16 protein-coding genes are annotated in these 23,214 nt (G+C 38.6%); 10 read left to right on the forward strand and 6 right to left on the reverse strand.

Features of this window, described 5'->3' with window-relative positions; translation table 11 throughout:
- Positions 1 to 2: 2 nt before the first annotated feature.
- From lpxA to AB3G38_RS16760, 4 genes are all read right to left on the reverse strand, one after another.
- Positions 3 to 788: an acyl-ACP--UDP-N-acetylglucosamine O-acyltransferase gene (gene lpxA / locus AB3G38_RS16745; protein ID WP_068404747.1), complete on the reverse strand. Its 786-nt coding sequence runs from the start codon at positions 786 to 788 to the stop codon at positions 3 to 5.
- Positions 785 to 2,197 (reverse strand): bifunctional UDP-3-O-[3-hydroxymyristoyl] N-acetylglucosamine deacetylase/3-hydroxyacyl-ACP dehydratase, encoded by a 1,413-nt coding sequence (locus tag AB3G38_RS16750; protein ID WP_183869240.1) that lies wholly within the window; start codon positions 2,195 to 2,197, stop codon positions 785 to 787. The genes lpxA and AB3G38_RS16750 overlap by 4 nt, the downstream gene beginning before the upstream one ends.
- Positions 2,198 to 2,223: 26 nt before the next feature.
- Complete coding sequence (gene lpxD / locus AB3G38_RS16755; RefSeq protein ID WP_367864979.1) at positions 2,224 to 3,270, reverse strand: UDP-3-O-(3-hydroxymyristoyl)glucosamine N-acyltransferase; 1,047 nt, start codon at positions 3,268 to 3,270, stop codon at positions 2,224 to 2,226.
- 136 nt (positions 3,271 to 3,406) lie between these two features.
- On the reverse strand, positions 3,407 to 4,636 hold the full coding sequence (locus AB3G38_RS16760) for an HD domain-containing protein (protein WP_367864980.1): 1,230 nt from the start codon (positions 4,634 to 4,636) through the stop codon (positions 3,407 to 3,409).
- Between the two features lie 104 nt (positions 4,637 to 4,740).
- On the opposite strand from AB3G38_RS16760, the gene AB3G38_RS16765 reads away from it, so the two are divergent.
- From AB3G38_RS16765 to AB3G38_RS16775, 3 genes are read left to right on the forward strand one after another with little or no spacing between them, the layout of a single operon-like run.
- Positions 4,741 to 6,294 carry a bifunctional response regulator/alkaline phosphatase family protein gene (locus tag AB3G38_RS16765; RefSeq protein ID WP_041883582.1) on the forward strand — a complete coding sequence of 518 codons (1,554 nt, stop codon included), beginning with the start codon at positions 4,741 to 4,743 and terminating at the stop codon, positions 6,292 to 6,294.
- A 9-nt stretch (positions 6,295 to 6,303) separates the two neighbouring features.
- On the forward strand, positions 6,304 to 6,726 hold the full coding sequence (gene tsaE, locus AB3G38_RS16770) for a tRNA (adenosine(37)-N6)-threonylcarbamoyltransferase complex ATPase subunit type 1 TsaE (protein WP_367864981.1): 423 nt from the start codon (positions 6,304 to 6,306) through the stop codon (positions 6,724 to 6,726).
- 47 nt (positions 6,727 to 6,773) lie between these two features.
- Entirely contained in the window at positions 6,774 to 8,000 is a 1,227-nt protein-coding gene (locus AB3G38_RS16775; RefSeq protein WP_367864982.1) for an alanine dehydrogenase, read from the forward strand.
- Here the strand turns inward: AB3G38_RS16775 and AB3G38_RS16780 are convergent, their stop codons facing one another.
- Complete coding sequence (locus AB3G38_RS16780; protein ID WP_367864983.1) at positions 8,001 to 9,179, reverse strand: MFS transporter; 1,179 nt, start codon at positions 9,177 to 9,179, stop codon at positions 8,001 to 8,003.
- Between the two features lie 273 nt (positions 9,180 to 9,452).
- The gene (locus AB3G38_RS16785) at positions 9,453 to 10,784 is read right to left on the reverse strand and encodes a D-alanyl-D-alanine carboxypeptidase (protein WP_367864984.1); all 1,332 of its coding nucleotides are present in this window, start codon (positions 10,782 to 10,784) and stop codon (positions 9,453 to 9,455) included.
- A gap of 172 nt (positions 10,785 to 10,956) precedes the next feature.
- Between AB3G38_RS16785 and AB3G38_RS16790 the strand changes: the two genes are divergently transcribed.
- The 7 genes from AB3G38_RS16790 (at position 10,957) to mnmG (ending at position 23,199) form a co-directional block, all read left to right on the forward strand.
- The gene (locus tag AB3G38_RS16790; protein ID WP_367864985.1) at positions 10,957 to 13,464 is read left to right on the forward strand and encodes a zinc-dependent metalloprotease; all 2,508 of its coding nucleotides are present in this window, start codon (positions 10,957 to 10,959) and stop codon (positions 13,462 to 13,464) included.
- Positions 13,465 to 13,594: 130 nt separating this feature from the next.
- Entirely contained in the window at positions 13,595 to 14,536 is a 942-nt protein-coding gene (locus AB3G38_RS16795; protein ID WP_367864986.1) for a hypothetical protein, read from the forward strand.
- A 95-nt stretch (positions 14,537 to 14,631) separates the two neighbouring features.
- Complete coding sequence (locus tag AB3G38_RS16800) at positions 14,632 to 14,823, forward strand: cold-shock protein (RefSeq protein ID WP_037441187.1); 192 nt, start codon at positions 14,632 to 14,634, stop codon at positions 14,821 to 14,823.
- Positions 14,824 to 15,020: 197 nt separating this feature from the next.
- Complete coding sequence (locus tag AB3G38_RS16805) at positions 15,021 to 18,335, forward strand: hypothetical protein (RefSeq protein WP_367864987.1); 3,315 nt, start codon at positions 15,021 to 15,023, stop codon at positions 18,333 to 18,335.
- 10 nt (positions 18,336 to 18,345) lie between these two features.
- Positions 18,346 to 18,798 carry an rRNA maturation RNase YbeY gene (gene ybeY, locus AB3G38_RS16810; RefSeq protein ID WP_367864988.1) on the forward strand — a complete coding sequence of 151 codons (453 nt, stop codon included), beginning with the start codon at positions 18,346 to 18,348 and terminating at the stop codon, positions 18,796 to 18,798.
- 504 nt (positions 18,799 to 19,302) lie between these two features.
- Positions 19,303 to 21,177 (forward strand): ABC-F family ATP-binding cassette domain-containing protein, encoded by a 1,875-nt coding sequence (locus tag AB3G38_RS16815; protein ID WP_367864989.1) that lies wholly within the window; start codon positions 19,303 to 19,305, stop codon positions 21,175 to 21,177.
- 159 nt (positions 21,178 to 21,336) lie between these two features.
- Positions 21,337 to 23,199 (forward strand): tRNA uridine-5-carboxymethylaminomethyl(34) synthesis enzyme MnmG, encoded by a 1,863-nt coding sequence (gene mnmG / locus AB3G38_RS16820; protein ID WP_367864990.1) that lies wholly within the window; start codon positions 21,337 to 21,339, stop codon positions 23,197 to 23,199.
- Positions 23,200 to 23,214 lie beyond the last annotated feature (15 nt).

Consider the following 23,214-nt stretch of genomic DNA (forward strand, 5'->3'; position numbering starts at 1 on the left):
GACTAGCTACCTGATCCAAAACCTTTCATCACACCTCTGTTTGAATTTCTGATAAAATCAACGATTTCATCACGAATTTCAGTCGGTGCAAATTCAGCCTCTATCTTATCAAGGGCTTTGGTCACATTGTTATGCTTTACAAACAGTACCCTGTAGATCTCCTGTATCTCATTGATCTTCTCTGAAGAAAATCCGCGTCTTCTTAATCCAACAGAATTAATTCCTGCGTACGATAAAGGCTCCCTTGCAGCTTTAACATAAGGAGGAACATCTTTCCTTACCAGTGAACCACCAGTAATGAACGCATGCGCCCCTACATTAACAAACTGATGTATTGCCACTAAACCAGCCAGAACTACGTAATCACCAATAGTGATATGTCCTGCCAGCGTGGTACTGTTAGAGAAAATACAATTATTACCCACCTCGCAATCATGCGCAATATGTGAATATGCCTGAATAAGGCAATTGCTTCCAATTACAGTTTTCCATTTATCTTTTGTTCCGCGGTTGATCGTTACACACTCTCTGATCGTAGTATTATCCCCGATTTCGGCAGTAGTCACTTCACCTGCGAACTTTAAGTCCTGAGGAACTCCTGAGATTACAGAACCAGGAAAAATCCTGCAATTCTTTCCTATTCTTGCGCCGTCCATGATTACCACATTAGAGGCAATCCATGTTCCTTCCCCAATGACAACGTCTTTATGTATAACAGAAAAAGGTTCTATAACCACATTGTCTGCTATGATCGCATCAGGATGTATATATGCTAATGGTTGTATCATGATACGCGTTCGCTATCTTTAACTTTTGAAATTTGGGCCATCATCTCTGCCTCTACTACTATTTTCTCTCCTACCATGCCCACCCCTTTCATCTGTGCAATGCCTCTGCGGATTGGCTCCATCAAATCACATCTGAAAACGATCGTATCACCAGGCAGCACTTGCGCCCTGAATCTTACTTTATCAATTTTAAGGAAGTAAGTAAGATAGTTTCTTGGGTCAGGAACAGTACTTAATACTAAAATACCACCAGTCTGTGCCATCGCCTCAATCTGGATTACACCTGGTAAAACTGGTGCACCTGGAAAATGTCCTTTGAAAAACTCTTCATTCATCGTTACATTTTTCACCCCAACAACGTGTGTTTTTGACAATTCAAGGATCTTATCGATGAACAAAAACGGTTGTCTGTGCGGCAAAATATCCATGATCTGCATCACATCATAAAGAGGCTTTACAGATGGATCATAAACATGCTGAACTTTCTTGTTTTTTTCTTTCTTGATTGCTGCTTTGATCTTTTTCGCAAACGCAATGTTTGCCGCATGCCCAGGTCTTGCTGCCATGATATGCCCTTTAATGTGCATTCCAACAAGTGCAAGGTCACCAATCATGTCTAATAATTTATGCCTTGCAGGCTCATTCTGGTAACGTAACTCCATATTGTTCAAAATACCTTGCGGAGCTACTTCTATCTTCTCTCTGTTGAATATTTTAGCCAGGTGATCTAACTCATCACGCGTAACCTCTTTGTCAACAATAACGATTGCATTATTTAAATCACCACCTTTAATCAGGTTGTTCTGTAATTGATATTCCAATTCATGCAGGAAACAGAATGTACGGCAGGATGCAATCGCACTTTTAAATTCCGCAATCGTAGAAATTACAGCATGCTGACTGCCCAATACAGGTGAGTTATAGTCAATCATACAAGTAAACCTGTAATCTTCAAGTGGCATTGCCACAATCTCTACCTTACGTTCAGCATCAGTATAAGTAATATTATGAGGAATCTGGAAATACTCACGGTCAATACTTTGCTGTACCAAACCAACACTTTCCAGCGCCTCTACAAAAAGGATCGCACTCCCGTCCATAATCGGAGTTTCAGGACCATCCAGCTTCATTAATATATTATCAAGATCCATCCCAACCAAAGAAGCCATTACATGCTCCACTGTGCTGATACTAGCTCCGTTTTGCGTAATTGTTGTTCCTCTTGCAGTATCTGTAACATTGTCACAGTCTGCATCGATGATTGGTTGACCTGGTAAATCAGTCCTTTGAAATTTAAACCCGTGGTTTTCCGGAGCCGGACAAAAAGTTAAAGTGACACTGGCACCCGTATGCAAGCCTACTCCATGTACAGAAACTTCGCTTTTTATGGTTTTTTGTTTAACGTTCATTATTGTTTTGTGTGGTACTAATTATACTATGACTGGAGTTTTGCTGTAATTTCAGCCTCTAATTTTGTAATCCGTTTTTCTATTCCCGGCAAGTGCTTAAATAACACAGATGCACGCATCCAGTCTCTGAGCGGCTGCGCAGGTGTGCCGTGCCATTGTTTATTCTCTTCTGTAATATTGGAATTAATACCAGCCTGAGCGCCAATTTGCGTACCTCTGGCCAATGATAAATGTCCTGCAATTCCAACCTGACCACCAACAACTGATCTTTCACCCACTTTGCTGCTTCCGGAAACTCCTGCCTGGGCAGCAACAACCGTATGCGCTCCAATTTCAACATTGTGTGCAATCTGAATCAGGTTATCCAGTTTTGAGCCTTTTCTAATAAAGGTAGAGCCCATTGTTGCTCTGTCAATTGCAGTATTGGCACCGATTTCAACATCATTTTCAATCACGACATTCCCTATCTGTGCAATTTTAGTATAGGTACCATCAGGCTGAGGAGCAAATCCAAATCCATCACTTCCTATTACTGTATTAGAATGAATAACAACACCATTGCCAATTACAGAACGGTTATAGATTTTTACTCCCGGATGAAAAGTACACCCGGAGCCTATTTTTGAATCTGTCCCAATATGTATTTGCTGTAAAATCTTTGTATTGTCTCCAATTTCAACATTGGCATCGATATAAGAAAAAGCTCCTATAAATACATTTTTACCAATTTTTGCTGAAGGATGAACAAAAGAAGGCTGTTCAATACCCGTTTTTTGGGCAGTTTCATTTAAGGCCTCATTATACTTTTCCAGCAAAACAGAAAAAGCACTATAGGGATCCTTCACCTTCACCAGCGTACAGCTGATGGGTTGCGAAGGAACAAAATCCAACCCAACGATAACGACAGACGCGTTAGTTGAATAAATGAAGTTCTCGTATTTCCGGTTAGATAGAAAACATAAGGCCCCTTTTTTTCCTTCTTCTATTTTCGAAAGCTCTGAAACTGTGATAGTTTCATCGCCTTCAACTGTTCCACTTAAAAAGTCGCTTATCTGCTTGGCAGTAAATTGCATTCTACAAAGTTAAATGTTAAATTGATATGAACAAATTATCCCAACTCCCTATTTTATCAGCCACTTGACCATTTCAACGCTCCTGTATAATCGGATAAAAAACGGGATAATAATTGGATTATTTTGTTAAATAATGCTAAATAATTCTTGGATAGCAAAGTATATGCTTTTTAACTGTCCTGTCAAGTGATTCGAGGTTAGATAAATCAGATGCTTTTGCAATGTCTGTTGTTGTATTATTTTTCATTAATATGTTAATTGTACTGTTTCCAGCCCCTGTATTGTACGCCCTGTTGCTAATTACATCTGTAAAAACAAAGTAAGATACCTCATTCAGATCAATTCCAAGGCTAAAGGCAGTATTTTCACTAATCATCGCTACTCTGCCTGGATCAGGCGCATCATTGGTAATCTCAATTTTGTACAGATTACGGTTAACCAGCATATTACATAACAAGGAAAGAATTCTGTCCTGATGTCCGCACCATACTTTCACCGAGGTAAAAATATCCTGATCATCCAGTTTGGCGAATTGCAGTAAATGCACATTTGTCCCGAAAAACTCCTTTTGAGAAATCTCATTTTTCAGGAAATGCTGCAATGCCGGGGTTGCAAATAAATCTCCGCCTTTTACGGCAAGCTCTTTAGCGCGTTTCAAAATTTTCACCAGCAGCATTTCTCCGGCAATCACTGTTTTATGCAAATAAACCTGCCAGTACATTAATCTCCTTGCAATCAGGAACTTCTCAATAGAGTAAATTCCTTTTTCTTCAATGACCAGCTGATCATCAGCGATGTTAAACATTTTAATAATCCGGTCAAAGCTGATTACCCCTTCACTCACCCCAGTAAAGAAACTGTCTCTGTTTAAGTAATCCATTCTGTCCAGGTCAAGCTGACTTGAAATCAGCTGATGCAGGAATTTCTTTGGATACTCTCCCTTAAATATTGCTATGGCGGTATTTAGTTCTCCGTCAAATTCCATATTCAGGCGCTCCATCATCAGGATAGAGATATCTTCATGCTGAATGCCTTTAACCAGTGAATATTCCAGGGCATGAGAAAATGGCCCATGACCGATATCATGGAGTAATATAGCTATGGTTGCACCTTCTTCTTCATCTTTAGTAATCTCGTGGCCCTTACTGCGTAAGATATCAATAGCCAGGCACATCAGGTGCATTGCACCAAGCGCGTGGTGAAAACGCGTATGCAAAGCTCCCGGATATACCAGGTGCGTCATCCCCAATTGTTTAATGTAGCGTAGCCGCTGAAAAAAGGGATGCGAGATCAGGTCAAAGATCAATTCTGAGGGTATATTGATAAATCCATATACCGGGTCATTTATTATTTTCTTTTTATTCAATCTTGGCAAAATAAATTATACGGTACAAAAATTGCTATTTTTATCCGTACTTAAGAAAGAGATAGCTCTTTTTAAGGATTTATTTACACCTTATATATACAATAATGCAGGAAACCAAGATTCTATGGGCCGATGATGAGATAAACTTATTAAAACCGCATATATTACTATTAAACGAAAAAGGGTACCATGTGACTACATTTACAAATGGAAACGATGCATTGGAGGCTTTTGGTAAGGAGCATTTCGACCTGGTATTTCTGGATGAAAATATGCCAGGCATGAGTGGACTGGAAACCCTGTCTGCCATTAAAAATATAAAAAGTGACATTCCGGTTGTACTGATTACTAAAAGTGAAGAGGAAAACCTGATGGAGGATGCGATCGGTTCAAAAATTGACGATTATCTGATAAAACCGGTTAATCCTAAGCAAGTATTGCTGACGATCAAAAAAATCATAGACAATAAAAGACTGATCAGTGCCAAAACTTCAATGGCATATCAACAAGATTTCAGACGTTTAGGCATGACACTGAATGACAAATTAAGTTATGAAGAATGGACAGAGGTTTATAAAAAACTTATTTTCTGGGAACTGGAGCTTGAAAAGTTAGATGATCCTCAGATGCATGAAATTCTGACCATGCAAAAATCTGAAGCGAATACGCAATTCTCTAAATTCATTGAAGACAATTACATTGACTGGGTAAATAAAAGAGGTAAAACGCCTTTATTGTCTAATGAGCTGCTTAAAAAGAAAGCATTTCCGCATATCAATTCTACTACTCCGGTATTTTTTATCCTGATTGATAACCTGAGATATGATCAATGGAAGATTATCAATCCTTTAATCACAGAACATTTCAGATTAGACGAGGAAGATATTTATACGAGTATCCTGCCAACAGCGACACAATATGCAAGGAACTCTATCTTTTCAGGGCTGATGCCTCTTGAAATGGAGAAACGTTTCCCTTCACTTTGGCAAAATGATGATGAAGAAGGTGGTAAAAACATGCATGAAGAAGCTTTTCTTGCAGATCAGATTAAACGCAGCGTACGTAAAGACTGTAAATTCAGCTATCATAAAATTCTGACTTATGATGATGGAAAAGCACTTAACGAGCAAATGAACAACCTGATGCAAAATGAATTCAATGCAATCGTTTACAACTTTGTCGATATGCTTTCTCATGCCCGTACAGACATGGCGATGATCAGAGAACTGGCCAATGACGATGCAGCTTACCGCTCATTGACACTTTCCTGGTTTGAGCACTCTCCTTTATTGGAGCTGTTAAAGAAACTTGCGCAGAAACAGGTTAAAGTAATTATTACTACAGATCACGGTACCATCAGGGTAAAACATCCAAGTAAAGTAATCGGAGATAGAAATACCAATACAAATCTGCGCTATAAACAGGGCAGAAATCTGAATTTTAATGCAAAAGAGGTGTTTTTGATTAAAAATCCTCATGAGGCGCAATTACCTAAAATAAATATCAGTTCTAATTATATTTTCGCCAAAGAAGACCGTTATTTTGTTTATCAGAACAACTACAACCAGTTTGTGAACTATTATAATGAAACGTTCCAGCATGGTGGGATCTCTCTGGAAGAAATGATGATTCCTGTAGCGACTTACAGCTCAAGATAGCCTATTGAAATGAACATTGAAATTAATCACCTGAATGAACTGGGCAATGCCGCTGAAGCACTGCTCAGTTTTGCAGGAAACGAAAAAATATTCGCCTTTGAGGGCGAAATGGGAGCAGGAAAAACAACTTTTATTAAAGTCCTCTGCCAGAAATTAGGCGTAACAGATGTAGTTAACAGTCCTACATTTTCCATTGTAAACGAATATGCAGCACCCGCTCATCAGGCCATTTATCATTTTGACTTCTACAGAATTAAAAATCTGCAGGAGGTATTTGATATTGGTTATGAAGAATATTTTTATTCCGGCAATATCTGCCTGATAGAATGGCCTCAGATGATCAGCGAATTGCTGCCTGAAAATTATATCGAAGTTGGAATTAAAGCGTTGTCAGAAGACAAACGTTCTTTCACCTTCACAAAAATTTCTTAAATTCAGCTTATTTTTCTTAATTTCAATCAAAAAATCAGATAGACAGAATGGCTACAGGATTACGGGAAGAAATGGCCTCTATTGCTCAGAAAGGACTGCTACAGCCTAAAGAGACATTGTCAGAAATCAAACAGAAAAGCAACAGCCTTTATATTGGAATCCCTAAAGAGATCTCTTTTCAGGAAACCCGGATTGCACTTACGCCTTTATCAGTTGCATTATTGGTCAATCATGGCCATAAAGTATTGCTGGAAAGTGGTGCAGGTACAGGTGCAAACTTCTCTGACAATGATTACAGCGAACAGGGTGCACAGATTACATTCAATAAAAAGGATGTATATGATGCTGATATTATCGTAAAGATAGCCCCGCCAACGTTAGAAGAAATCAATCTGATGCATAAGGGCCAGACACTGATCTCTGCTTTGCAGATGGGTGCACTTAAAGAAGGTTATCTGAAAGCGTTACTCAATAAAAAGATCAATGCTTTATGTTTTGAGAATCTAAGAGATGAAGGAAATATTTTAACAGTTGTACGCGCAATGAGCGAGATCGTAGGGGCTACTTCCATCTTTATTGCCGCAGAGTATTTAAGCAGTGTAACCGGTGGTAAAGGCTTGATGCTGGGTGGTTTTACTGGTGTCCCCCCTACAGAAATTGTGATTCTTGGCGCTGGAACGGTTGGAGAATATGCAGCCAGAACAGCACTTTCATTAGGTGCTGAGGTCAAAGTATTCGACAGTTCTATATACCGTTTGCGCCGCCTTCAGAATAACCTGGGAAGCCGTGTATTTACTTCTGTAATGCAGCCTATCGTGTTAGGAAAAGCGGTAACAACCTGTGATGTGGTCATCGGTGCTATCCGGGCTACACATGGCAGGAGCCCTTGTATTGTAACCGAAGAGACTGTAAGCAGAATGAAACCAGACTCTGTTGTCATTGATGTGAGCATAGATCAGGGCGGATGTTTTGAAACCTCTGAGGTCACTAACCATAAAGATCCTGTTTTCAGAAAACATGATGTTATCCATTATTGCGTGCCTAATATCGCATCCAGAGTACCCAGAACAGCATCCTATGCCTTAACCAATATCTTTACCCCAATCCTGGTGGATATAGGCGAGATGGGTGGCCTGATGAGCCTGATCTGGAATAAACCAGGCATCAGGGAAGCACTTTATATTTATAAAGGCCACCTGACCAGTAAAGATCTGGCTGCGAGATTTAATCTTCCTTATAAAGACATCGAATTATTAGTTGCTGCCAATCAATAGCTAAGCTGTAACTGCAAGCTTCGGCTTCCAGATAAATTGCAGGTAAACTAATGCTGCAATGGTAATGCCTGTACAGATGAAAAATGTATGGGGTATTGTTTTGATATTGTCAATAAATAACCATCCTGCCAGCAAAGCTCCTAAACCAATTCCGGCTTCCAGTGCAATGTACATGGTTGCCATAGCCTTGCCGCGATGTTTCGGATCGCTCAGATCTATTGTCCAGGCATTTACTGTTGGTGAAAGCATTCCTGTTGCTACGCCGTATAGTGCTGAAGCGGCCATTAAGGTAAAAGATGAATTCGCAAAGCCTATACATAACAGCGAAACGGCCAGTAATGCCAGGGATATTTTAAGGATTAAGATCCTTCCATGCTTGTCAGAGGCTTTACCTGCTACAAACCGGATCAGTAAAGAAGCCAGGGTAAATACCATAAAAAACAAGCCTTTATTACTAGTGCCGAGATATTTGCTCCAATCTCCGACTACAGTCAGGATTACACCATAACTCACATAACTCAGCAATGTAATTAAAGCTGCAGGAATCACTCTCCATTCAATAATATCCTGTCTTTTAATTTTCAATAAGGAGAAGCTGAAAGGTTTTTTTTCTTTCAGGGTTTCTTTCATATTTCCAAGAATTACAATGGATGATAAAGCAAAAATTGAAGAGCAATAAAACAAGACGTTAATGGAAAAATGATCGGTTATGGTACTTCCAATGGCAGGGCCGATGGCCATACCTGTACTGAAACAAATTCCATGAATCCCCATCGCTTCTCCCCACCTGTTTTTTGGAACCAGATCTGCTACGTAAGCTGCTGTTGCTGTTGGCTTAAATCCAGTAGAAAACCCATGAATTAATCTAAGAAACAGAAATCCGGCAACTGTAGTCAGTACAGGATATAAGAATCCGCAGACAAAGCAAACTATTGAGCCTACAGCCATTATCGGCACACGGCCGATAGTATCTGTCAGTTTACCACTAAAAGGTCTGGAGATACCTGCTGTAAGCGTAAACAGTGCCACGATCAATCCTTTATAAGCAGCACCACCCATCGCACTCAGATAGGCAGGCAATTCGGGAATCAGCATATTAAAACTGGCAGAAAAAAGGAAGGAACTTAAACATACCAGGCCAAATTGCAGGGTATAAATCGATTGATCGGACTTTTGCATATCCGCACAAAAATAAAGATAAAATTTAGAGAAGCAGTTTAATTTCAGGTGATAAAATTATAAAGTACAGGATTGTTTCTCTTATGATTTACAACCAGGAGTATACTTATTACATACCTTTTCAACCCCTGTTTACGAAGGTAACTGGCGGGTTTCTGTTGCAGTTTGAAGCGGGTTTGATACGGGTCGTGGCGTTTCAAACCCGTATCAAACTCAACCACAACAGCAAGGAAGACCCTTTTAGAGGTTCCTGAAAAACGAGAAGAACAAGGCTTAATACTGATCGTGGATGTATCCCATAAGTCTGGCCATTTCAGCCTGTAACTCTTTAATAGGGGTCATAAAATTATTATTCATGAAAGAAAAGGCAAGTATTTTTCCCTTTTTGGTGACGATATAACCACTCTGGTTATAATTATTGGAAAAGGTTCCTGTTTTGGCAAATACAAAAGGATGTGTTGTTTTAGGATAGGCATTTTTAAGTGTCCCGCGCAGACCTCCGGCAGGAAGCATGCTGAAAAGTTTTTCTCTGTTATTTACCTCTTTATCGATCATTTGGAGCAGCATAATCATATCTCTGGGGCTGAACAAGTTCATCCGGGATACGCCCGATCCATCTACCCAGCGCGGGCGATCTGGCAAATCCTTCAGGTATTTGTCCAGCATATACCGGATTGCATCAGTACCGCTTAATTTCTGCTGAAACTGATTCGAATAAACCAACAGCAGCTGCTCAGCAATAAAATTATCACTTGGCAAAAGCATCTCCCGGAAAAGGTCTTCAGACCTGCTGTTATAAATTGTTTTTGCAGTAGCCGGCATCTCCAGCTGAATAAGCTGTACATCACGTCTTAAGGTATCTCTCAATAGGTTCAACGTATTTAAAGTACTAGTTTGATAAGGAACCAACTGTATAAAATCAGCAGGAATAACCCCCGGAGGATATTTAAATTCGTTCTTTTCTAACACTCTGACTACCCTGAATTCCTTTTGATGATTTAAAGTATCTTTCAACAGACAATCGCTAAAATGCTGTGGATTAACTGTGAATCTTCCCTTTTCATTTTTGAACCTGACCAGGTTATCCATCATAGGCAGTTCTGTTATTTCTGCCTGGGTATCATCGTTGTAATCGTCCCATGCCCAGCCTTGTCCATAAGCATAACCTGTATACCTGCCTGGTGCAAAAAACAATTGCCTTTTACTGGTGCTTAAAAATTTAAAGGTTTTTTCCTCCCGCATTCCGCGCTTCAAAAAGGAAGGATCTCCTGTACCCCAGAAGATAAGAGAATCTCCGCGCTCTATGTACCGTATGGACGGAATGGAATCAGGTATCAGTTTCAGTCCTGCGTAAAAAGTATATAACTTGGTATTAGAAGCTGGAATGAAATATTTGTCCGCATTTTGCGCATAAATCATTCCCTGCTGATCTAATTCCGAAAGGGCAAATCCGACAAGATGCGAATGGAGAACAGGTGAATTCCTTAAAAAATGAGAAACATTTTTAGCTAACCGATGCTGCACGGAGCAGCTTTCAAGCATCAGCAGAATCAACAATGCCGGTATAAAAAACCACTGAATACGGTATACTTTTTTTAATTCCATTACACGCTTTACCATTGATATAGGTCGAATATATTGCTTTTTCCGAAAATACAGCCGTCCTTTGATTTAAACTGCGGCATATTTTGTAACGTTGCAATTACGTTGCATTATTTTAAGCTGACAATAGATATTTTTACGGCTTCAACCCAAACCCCAATTTTTTTGACTAACAATGAATTCAAAAACTAAATTACTGGTTATTGCCGGTATATGTTTTTTAGGTACGGTATGCAGCGAAACTGCTTCCGCACAGAAAAAATCTAAAAAGACAGCCACTACTGCGGCGCCCGCTCCCACTATTCCAGCTCCCAAAAAAGAAGGGCTGAAGCCATTTTCCGAAGTGATTACTGCAAAAGCAAGAACTAAAAATGGATTATTCAAAACTTATAAAGTAGACGATAAGTGGTATTTCGAAATCCCTGACACTTTGCTAAACCGTGAAATGCTTGTCGTTACCCGTTTAAATAAAGTGCCATCCGGTGTATCTGTTGGTAACCAGCAATATGGAGGAGAAGAATTAAATGACCAGGTTTGGCAATGGGAACGCCGCGGAAAACAGGTTTTTATCCGTGTACCCAGTTATTCTGTAAGAGCCGACAGCACTTCAGATATGTATCAATCTGTTAAAAATTCAAACCTGTCTACAATTCTTGCCAGTTTTGAGATTAAAGCTTACAATAAGGACACCACAGGCGTTGTGATTGATGTCACTGATTTTTACAATGGTGATGTCGTGGCTATCGGCGCTACTGATGCCTTAAGGAAAGCCTATAAAGCAAGTGCTTTAGATGCCGGACGTTCTTATATAGACACGATCAAAACTTTCCCGATAAATATAGAAGTAGTGACCAGCAAAACTTACAGATCGGCAGAATCACCAATCGACAATAGTATTGGTGCGGTAACTTTTGAATTCAATACTTCGATGCTCCTTTTACCAAAAACACCAGTTAAAGCGAGATTAACAGATCCAAGAGTAGGTTATTTCGGCCAATCCCAAACAGATTACGGAACAGATGCCCAAAAAGCTGAACGCACGGCCTATATCCACCGATGGAACCTCGTTCCTAAAGATACTGCGGCTTATATGCGCGGCGAACTGGTAGAGCCTGTTAAACCAATTGTAATTTATATTGATCCGGCCACTCCAAAAAAATGGGTCCCTTATTTAATTCAGGGGATTAATGACTGGCAGGCCGCCTTTCAGGAAGCAGGATTTAAAAATGCAATTATCGGAAAGGAAGCCCCTACTCCTGCACAGGATCCTGATTTCAGTGTAGAGGATTCCAGATACTCTGTTGTACGTTATTTTGCTTCAAATATCGCGAATGCTTATGGCCCTCATGTTTCTGATCCACGTACCGGACAAATTCTGGAAACACATATTGGGTGGTACCATAATGTCATGAATTTATTAAGAAACTGGTATTTTGTGCAAACCGCTGCCATTAATCCGGCAGCAAGAAAAGCCAAATTTGATGACAAACAAATGGGTGAACTGATCCGTTTTGTTTCTTCACACGAAATTGGACATACGCTTGGCCTGCCTCATAATTTTGGTTCAAGTTATGCTTATCCGGTAGATTCTCTTCGTTCGAAAACCTTTACCAATACCCATGGAACAGCACCGTCTATTATGGATTATGCGCGTTTCAATTATATCGCACAACCTGGTGATGGGGTAACGAAGTTACATCCTGAAATAGGTGAATATGATAAATGGTCTATTAAATGGGGCTATACTTGGTTTCCTGGTAACTTAACCGCTAAACAGGAAAGAGCAAAACTGGATGTATGGACGATCGCTAAATCAGGAAATCCATTGTATTATTATGGCCGTCAGGGCACAAGCCTTGATCCGCGCTTACAAAGTGAGGATTTAGGCGACAATGCAATGAAAGCCAGCACTTATGGTATTGCTAATTTAAAGCGTATCCTTCCGAATATAGAAATATGGACTTACCAGAAAGGAGAGGATTTCAGTGACCTTAAAGAGCTCTACAATGAAGTTATTACGCAGTACAGCAGATATATGGGCCATGTAAGAGCAAATGTTGGCGGCATGAGTGAGAACTTTAAAACGACTGATCAGAAAGGAACTGTTTATTCTTATTTGCCTAAAGTTAAACAAAAAGAAGCAATCACATTTTTCAATACACAGTTGTTTAATACTCCGGTATGGCTGATTAATAATGAGCAGCTGAATAAATTCGATAACGGACAAATATTGAATAAAATAAAAGCAGTGCAAACCAGTACACTAGGTCAGTTACTGGCTCCTTCCCGTATTGCACGCTTACTGGACAATGAGGCTAAAAATGGTACAGCAAATGCCTATACGCTTCCTGAACTGTTTACCGACCTGAAAACAAGCGTATTCTCTGCCAGCAGACCAGATGCTTTTAAACGTAATTTACAACGTTCTTATGTAGAGACGTTAACACAATTGATGACCAAAGAAATGGATGTTCCACCAGGAGCAAACTCCGAAGGACTTGCTAATTATGGCTTTACCCCTATTAATGTTTCTTTGTCGGATATAAGACCATTGGCAAGAGCTGAATTGAAATCACTGTTAACGCTCACTAAAGCAAGAGCTTTAGCTGGTGACAGCTTAACAAAAGCACATTATGATGATCTGGTAATCAGGATCAATGACATTCTTTTTCCTAAAAAATAATCGGATCTATTCCCTTTAATCAGCCCTTAAGCTCTGTTTTTAAAGCTTAAGGGCTTTTCTTTTATGAATTCTTGTTATGATTAGCAAAGAAAGCCTGATATATTTGCATGAAAAAAGCGTTGTCTGTTATATGAGAGCAATCACCTCCCTGTCTATTTTTATAAGTTTCAGCTTGTTATTGACTGCGTGCAATACGAAAGCGAAGAAAGAAAAATTACCAGAACATGTAAAGTTAGAGGTCACTCCGGTCAAAGGAATCAGGTATACGGAAGTAAAACGTCGTTTCAGCAATGGATTATCTTTCGATACCACTGGTTTTCAGCAGGAACCAAGCTGGATTATTCAATTTAAATCTGCCGATACAGTGCTGGCTTATGATCCTGTCCAGAAAATCATGCAACCCTTTCATTTGCACCATGACCATGCTGATGTCTTTAATTTTGCGAAAGAATGGTTCAGGTTTAAGCTGATCAGCAAAGACAGCCTCGTTTTTCAACGGCTTCAGGTGAATAAAAAAGAGATAGCAGATGATATCCGTTCGGATGTAAACATGACTTTTTATGCTGACGACTATATCAAAAATAAATTAAAGACTACTGCTGAAAAGTTGCAGCGGCCAAGTAAAGCGGATACCCTTTTTATTGCAGAAATGGTAGCTAAAGCAACTCAATATCCCGATCAAAGGGACAGTGTATTTGCGGGCCGTCAAGTGGTTTCTTTGCGTGCGCGCGATAACCGCATTACTGTAGAGCGTTTAAGCAGCGTCGATAAATTGAATGGCAGAACAGAGGCCTACGATTACCTCTATCCGCAATATAAACTGGTTATTCCCGATGCTTATAAAGAATTCGCTTATGAATTTAATGTCCTGGTAGATGAAAAAGGAAAAATGAGATTAAGTTATTTTTTCACTAACCTTCCGGAATTCAGGGAAACGAGAAAAAAAGTTCTGGAAGGAATTATCAGCGTTTATTTGCAAAATTTACTAATAATTAAACCCGGGAGCACTCTTGGCGTGCCTCATACGAGCGAAATTACAGTAGATGTAGTCGGGAGAAAACCTTCAAAATAAATCGTCAAAAATTATATTTATCAAAAAATGAAGCATTTGCAGATTATAAAAAAATAATTACTACATTGCAGACTTAATTATTAATACATAATACAATGCAAGAAGGAACAGTAAAATTTTTCAATGTAACTAAAGGTTTTGGATTTATCGTACCAGCGAATGGCGATAGCGAAATTTTTGTACATTCAACAGGCCTTATCGATGAAATCCGTGAAAACGACAAAGTAGAATACGATGTTGAAAGCGGTAAAAAAGGTTTGAATGCGATCAATGTTAAAGTAATCTAGATTATTATAACCATAATTCGTACAAGCTTCCTGATGAGATATCGGGAAGCTTTTTTTATGCCTTTTAAAATCTATTACAAATAAAAAAGACAATTTCCTGTCCTTTTGAATAAAAAACAACAATTACATTCGTTCTCTGTACAAGGCTTTTCTATCTTTAAATTCAGAAATGACTTAAACGGGCTTTTATACAAGAAATGGATAGCAATTACAGCCTTTTAATTTCAAAGATCAATGAATTCAGGCAGCAGTTTTATCTTAATAAATTGCTTCATGGCCTTATTTATACGCTTGCCCTTTTATTTGCTCTTTACCTCTTCTTGTTTGTGCTGGTGTATTATCTGCATCCTGCGCCAATAGTTAAAACCGTCCTCTTTTTTTCTTTTTTGCTGATCTTACTGGTTGCTATTACTGCTGGCATTATTAAACCTGCAATGGCTTATTTCAGGCTGAGTAAGAGCATTAGTTTAGAAGAGTCGGCCAAACTTATAGGAAATCATTTTGAGCCTGTACGTGATAAATTGCTGAATACTTTACAGCTTAAAGCGCTGGCAGATTTATCACCTGAACATAATCAATTAATTTTAGCAGGAATAGAGCAGAAGATCAGTGAATTAACACCCATACCATTCAGCAAAGCGATTGACCTTGGGAACAATAAAAAATTAATTAAGTATTTCGTTGTTCCACTAGCTCTTATTATAGCCATCGGAATCGCTGCTCCGGCTATTTTAAAAGAAGGCACAAACAGTTTCATCAAGTATGATCAGGAGATTTTACCAGTAGCTCCTTTTGAGTTTGTTTTGCTTCATAAGAGCCTGGTGGTAACCCAGGGAGATGATTTTCAGCTAAATCTTAAAATCGAAGGAGACCAGCTCCCGCAGGAGGTCTATTTAAAAGAGGGCCTTAATACATTTAAGCTGGAGAAAAAAACAAATAGTAGTTTTCAGTACACTTTAAAGAACTTGCAACAGACCCAGCAAATCCGCTTTAGTGCAGGCGGTTTTGATTCCAGGATCTATACCCTGACTGTCAAACCCAGAGCAGCTGTTTTAACGATGGAAGCCCGGCTGAGTTATCCTTCTTATTTGAAGAAAAAGAAGGAAACGATTTCCAATGCAGGAGATTTAACCATACCGGAAGGTACTGCTGTTACCTGGGTCGTCTCCACTGAGCATACACAACAATTGTTATTTGCATTAGGTAATCAGCTTCAGGAACTCCCTGTGATTAATAATTCAGCACAGTTTAAAGCTGTACTCAAAAAAAGCCAGGACTACAGGGTGGTCCCTAAAAATGAATTCTCTGTACACCAGGATTCGATCAGCCATAAAATTGAGGTGATTGCAGATCTTCCTCCTGCTATAGAAGTCAAGGAAACTGCAGATTCCATGAGCCGCAAAGCTTTGTATTTTACAGGAAATATTCATGATGATCATGGTTTCAGCGCTTTAAAATTTGTTTATACGCTTAAAGAAAATGGTATTGCGAAAAAAACGGTACAAGCAGGTATTCCGGTAAAAGTAAATCAACTGGAGAGTTCTTTCTTCTATTTCTGGAATCTCAAAAACATAGAAATTAAGCCTGGCCAGGTACTGGAATACTATCTGGAGGTAGCGGATAATGATGCAGTGAATGGGCCTAAAAAAAGCCGCACTGCGATCAGAACTTATGAGCAGCCTACTGCCAGTCAGCTGGAAAAACAGACAAACGCCGAAAGCAGCCAGTTGAAACAGAAAATGGAGTCGGCAATTAAACTCGCTGGTCAGGTAGAGAAAGAAAGCAAAAAACTGGGAGAAACTTTACTGGACAAAAAAGAACTCACTTTTGAGGATAAAAAAGATATTGGACAGCTGCTGGAAAAGCAGAAGAAGTTAGAAGCTGTTGTAAAGGAAATTCAGGAAGCTAAACAGAAAAACACGTTTAAATCTACAGAAAACGACAATTTGAAGAAAGAATTGGCAGAAAAGCAGAAAAAAATAGATGATTTGTTTAACAACGTTCTTGATCCTAAAACCAAAGAACTACTGGAAAAACTGCAAAACCTGGTTAATCAGAATAATAAAGATCAGACGCAACAGGAATTAGGAAAAATGACCATGGATAATAAATCTTTAAAGAATGAGCTTGACCGGATCCTGGAATTGTATAAGCAATTGGAATTTGAGCAAAACCTGCAAAATAAGATTGACCGTTTAGCCAGCCTTGCCAGGACACAAAAAGAATTGAGCAAAGCTACTAAAGACCAGAAAAATTCATTGGATGAACTGCAAAAGAAGCAGCAACAGCAACAAAAGGAATTTAATGACCTGAAAAAAGAGATGAAAGAACTGGATGCTAAAAACCAGGCTTTAGAAAGACCTAATCCTTTTCAGCCACAGGAAAAAACAGCACAGCAAATTCAGCAGCAACAACAACAAAGCCTGGAAAAATTATCGAAAAATCAAAGACAGCAGGCTTCAGAACAGCAGCAAAAAGCGGGTGATCAATTACAGGAAATGGCTGATCAGCTTAAAGAAGAACAGCAGTCTGCAACTGAAGCGGAAAATAATTTACAGGTAGAGGAATTAAGGTTATTACTTCAGCATTTGCTAAAAACTTCTTTTGACCAGGAAAAAGTGATGCTCAGTTTAAAGAAAATGGCGTTCAATGATCCTGCTTATGTTGGCAATGTGCAACTACAGCGCGGAATAAAAGATAATTTAAAAACGATTTCAGATAGTTTAGCTGCGTTAAGCAAAAGAATCCCTCAAATCCAGAGTGCTGTAGGTGAAGAAATGCAGCAGATTAATTTTAACCTGGACAAAAGCCTGGAGAACCTGGCAGAACGCAGAACTTATGAAGCTGTTAAAAATCAGCAGTATACGATGACTTCGATTAATAACCTGGCTTTAATGCTGAATGAGGCACTGGAACAATTGGAAAAGAACAAGCGCAATTCTAAATCTGGTGGAAAAGGGAAAGGAAAACAATCCATGCAGCAGCTTCAGCAAATGCAGCAGCAGCTGAATAAGAATATGGAGCAGGCCAGGCAAAAGCTTCAAAAAGAAGGTAAACAAGGAAGCGTACCCAAAGGGGAAATGAGTGAAAGTTTTGCAAAAATGGCACAGCAGCAGCAGATGATCCGCGAAGCTTTACAAAAACTCAATACCGAACAAAATAAAGATGGAAGTGGTGGTTTGGGCAATTTAAACCAGGTGATCAAAGAGATGAAGACTACAGAATCAGACCTGATCAATAAAAGGCTGGAAGATGCAACGATTAAACGTCAGCAGGGTGTGCTGACCAAATTACTGGATGCCGAAAAAGCCAGCAGAGAACAAAGTGAAGACGAGAAAAGAGAAAGCAAAACCGGCAAGGACTTTCCTCCATCCTATCCTAAATTGCTGGAACAATTCAAAAAGAAACAAGCTGCTGAACAGGAGTTGTTACAGAAATTACCACCTTCGCTGAATTACTACTACAAAAATAAAATAGCAGACTATTTTAAATTGCTAAATTTGCAGCCGTAAATAGTGAGTCATGAGCAAACCAGCAGTACATTTTTTTTTAGAAGACGTTAAGTACACCCTTAAAAATAAAACAGTAATCAGAAACTGGATCAAGGAGACCATCATTGCAGAAGGTTTTAAACTGGAGGAGTTAACGTTTATTCTCTGCTCTGACGAATATCTGCTGGCTATAAACCAGCAATATTTAAATCATGATACTTATACCGACGTAATTACTTTTGATAATTCAGAGACTCCTGAAATGATTCAGGGTGATATTTTTATCAGCATAGAACGTATCCAGGAAAATGCGAAAGAATTTAAGAGTATAGTTTTGCAGGAATTGTGCAGAGTAATTATCCATGGTACTTTACACTTGTTAGGCTATAAGGATAAAGGTAAAGCAGCCAAAACCCTGATGACGCAGAAAGAAGATCAATACCTGGCTTTATTGAATGCTGCATTAACTAAAACAACTATATAATTCTGATTATACTTAACAATAAAATATTTAATCACTGTAAATCAACCATTTATACTTTTATTTTTATACATAAAACATCAGCCTTATTTAAAGCGCTATAAGCTGGTTTTAAAATTTCTTAGACTCATCTGTTCAAAACAACAATAACTTCTTTAAACCGACTATAAAGTACTAAAAACAGCATGTTAAAGAAGGCAGCCATTCAATTTATATTGTTTTGGCAAATGTTTGATTTTTGACCTCATAATTACCTGCCCGGACGCTCTGATGAATAAAAGCTATTCATTCTTTTTAAGTTTACCGGCCAGTTCCTTTAATCAATAATTTTATTATTCTGATTTGTCAAATTGTCGCCACGGCTCTTTTTATATATATACTTATAAATCCGCAGGTTACTGAATTGTAATATAATATTTAGATGTTTAAACACATGAATATTATACCCACAAATATTGCTTACTTTTGCGGATAATTTCTTATCTGATAATTCGTTAAAAATATACTTTGAGCACATTAATTGCAGCAGAAAATTTAGGCCATGCCTATAATGATGAATGGTTATTCAAAAATTTAACCTTAGGCATCCAGACTGGTCAGCGCGTCGCGTTGGTTGGAATCAACGGAGCTGGTAAAAGCACCCTATTAAAATTATTGGCCGAGCGGTTTACTCCGCTGGAAGGGAAAATAGTAAAAAATAAATTCGTTAAGATTGGCTTCCTTGATCAGGAACCCTCCTTCCCTGATGGATATTCTATCAGTGATTTTATTTTTTCTACAGACAATAAGCAGCAACAGTTAATCAAGGAATATGAAGAACTGATTGAAGATCCAAATCCTGATGAGAAAAAACTTAACCGTTTATACGAAGAATTAAGTGAACACAATGCCTGGGAATATGAGCATGAAATCAAAACGATTTTAAGCCGTATGGGAATTAATCATCTGCAACAAAAAATCTCAACTTTATCTGGTGGTCAGAAAAAGCGTCTGGCTTTAGCCAAGCTTTTAATTGAAGATCCTGAGATTTATGTATTGGATGAGCCTACAAACCACCTGGACATCGATACTATTGAATGGTTAGAAAAGTTACTGACTTCAGGAAATAAAACAATATTACTAGTAACACACGACAGGTATTTTCTGGATAATGTATGTAATACGATTGTAGAACTGGATAGAGGTAAGATTTATAATTACAATGGAAACTATGCTTATTTTCTGGAGAAAAAATCTGAACGCGAAGCTTCTGATGAGAGTACTTTCCAAAAGAACAAGAATCTCCTGAAGAAAGAATTGGAATGGATGCGCAGAATGCCTGCGGCAAGAACAACTAAATCTCAATCCAGAATAGATGCTTTTTATGATTTGGAAAGTAAAACCAAACAACGTTCTGATACAGGAAGTGTAACCTTAAGCATGAAGATGTCCCGTCAGGGAAATAAAATTCTGGAATTGGACCATATTGGTCAGTCTTTTGATGAGAAAAAAATAATCAATGATTTCAGTTATACATTTAAACGTGCAGATCGTATTGGTTTAGCCGGAAAAAATGGGACTGGAAAATCTACATTGTTAAATATTATTACAGGGTTTCAAATTCCGGAAAAAGGTAAGGTGAGCACTGGAGAAACTACAGTTTACGGCTATTATAAACAAGGTGGTTTAGCCTTTAATGAAAAAGAAAGAGTTATAGATATTGTAAAATCTGATGCTGAATATATCAAGATGGCTGATGGTTCAATGATATCCGCTTCCCAATTATTAACACTATTCCTCTTCCCTCCCAAGAAGCAACATGGAATGGTAGAAAAGTTGAGCGGTGGGGAGAAAAAGCGTTTACACCTGATGAAGGTTTTAATGCAAAATCCAAACTTCCTGATCCTGGATGAGCCGACCAATGATTTAGATATTGATACGCTAAATGTATTAGAAGAGTTCCTGGAAAATTTCCCGGGCGTATTGATTCTTGTTTCTCACGACAGGTATCTATTAGACAAAATGAGTGAGCAATTATTCATTATGGAAGGTGAAGGTATTGTTAGTATCTACAATGGTAATTATTCTGAATATAGAATTAGCCTGGATACACCTAAAGAAAAAACAGAAACAAAACCGAATAAAACCGAACAGAAAACTACTGCTATACCTGCCAATAAATTAACCTATAAAGAGCAGAAAGAGCTGGATGATTCAGAAGCTAAAATAGCTGAGATTGAAACTGAAATTGATAAACTAACTAATTCCCTGCTTTCTATTGATAGTACTAACTATATGGAAATACAAGAAGTAACAAAAGCTATTGAAAAGCTTAATACTACTTTGGAACAGACCATGGAACGTTGGGTAGAGTTATCAGAAAAGACAAACAAAACGACTTAATTGAAGGAATAATAGCTTATTATAAGGCTTTTAAAGCATTAAGAAGGCTAAACAAGCCCCCGTTAAGCCAATACGAGAATTAACGTTCCACGTGAAACGCCAGGCGCCAGAACAAGAAATTAAAGTCCTTGTTTCACGTGAAACATAAATACAAATAAGATGTTTAAAGAATATGATGTGATTGTTGTGGGTGCCGGACACGCAGGTTGTGAAGCAGCAGCGGCAGCAGCAAACATGGGATCTTCCGTTTTATTAGTCACCATGAATATGGAGACAATTGCGCAAATGAGCTGCAACCCTGCTATGGGCGGTGTGGCAAAAGGACAAATTGTAAGAGAGATTGACGCCATGGGTGGTTACTCGGGAATTATCAGTGATAAGACCACTTTACAATTTAGAATGCTCAATTTATCCAAGGGCCCTGCGATGTGGAGCCCTCGTGCACAGAACGACAGAAAACGATTTGCCGAAGAATGGAGACTTGCCTTAGAGCGTACCCCAAATGTAGATTTCTGGCAGGACATGGTGAGTAGTCTGATCATTGAAAACAATAAAGTAACAGGAGTTAAAACTTCCATTGGTGTAGAGATCAAAGCCAAAAGCGTGGTACTGACCAATGGTACTTTTCTGAATGGATTAATTCACATTGGAGAGAAGAAATTTGGTGGTGGCCGTACTGGTGAAAAAGCAGCTACAGGAATTACAGAACAGTTGACTTCTATTGGATTCGAAGCTGGAAGAATGAAGACTGGTACTCCCCCACGCGTGGATGGAAGATCACTGAATTATTCGTTAATGGAAGAACAATGGGGCGACGAAAACCCAGGAAGATTCTCTTATACTCATGTAGAAAGACCAACAGAAAAAAGATGTTGCTGGATCACTTATACCAATAGTAATGTGCACGAAACTTTAAAAGAAGGTTTTGAGAAATCACCCATGTTTACTGGTAGAATCAAAGGGCTTGGTCCAAGATACTGTCCATCTATTGAAGATAAAATAAACAGATTTGCAGAAAGAGACAGACATCAGATTTTTGTAGAACCCGAAGGATGGAATACCTGTGAAATTTATGTGAATGGCTTTTCTACATCGTTGCCGGAAGATGTTCAGTACAGAGCTTTAATTCAAATTCCAGGATTTGAAAATGCAAAAATGTTCAGACCAGGTTATGCGATTGAATACGATTACTTCCCACCTACCCAGTTGTCATTAACCTTAGAAACGAAGTTAATTGAGAATCTGTATTTCGCCGGACAAATTAATGGAACTACCGGATATGAAGAAGCTGCAAGTCAGGGTTTCATTGCCGGGATTAATGCACACCTGAAAATAAATGAGAAAGCTCCATTGATTATGAAGCGTTCAGAATCTTATATTGGTGTATTAATTGACGACCTGGTAACTAAAGGAACTGAAGAACCTTACCGTATGTTTACCTCCAGAGCTGAGCATAGATTATTGCTGCGTCAGGACAACGCAGATATCAGGCTCTCCCCTATTGGCCATGCTTTAGGATTAATCAGTGACGAACGTTTAGCGATTGTTCACCAGAAAATTTCAAACTCAGATAATATCGTTGCCTTTACACGCAAGCAAGGAATAGAAATGACTGAAGCTAACGATATGCTGGAAACTTTAGGTTCGACACCTTTAGCACAAAATGTTAAAATTGTAAGTGTACTGGGCAGACCTCAGGTTGGAATTAATGACCTTAGAAAAGTAAGTAAAAGTCTGGATGAATATCTTGCTCCTTTCGATCAGGAAACTATTGAACAAGCTGAGATCAAAGTAAAGTATGAAAGCTATTTTCTCAAAGAACAGGAGATCGTCAACAAAATGCAAAAGATGGAAGACAAAGATATCAACCCTGATTTTGATTATTCTTCTTTAGGATCGCTGTCAAAAGAGGCAAGAGAGAAATTATTGAAGATAAAACCACGTACTTTAGGACAAGCATCCAGAATTTCGGGAGTTTCTCCTTCAGACATTTCAGTTTTGATGGTGCATATTAGCAAATAATATATAATGTATTGA

This window comes from Pedobacter sp. WC2423 (genome assembly GCF_040822065.1).
Lineage (GTDB): Bacteria > Bacteroidota > Bacteroidia > Sphingobacteriales > Sphingobacteriaceae > Pedobacter.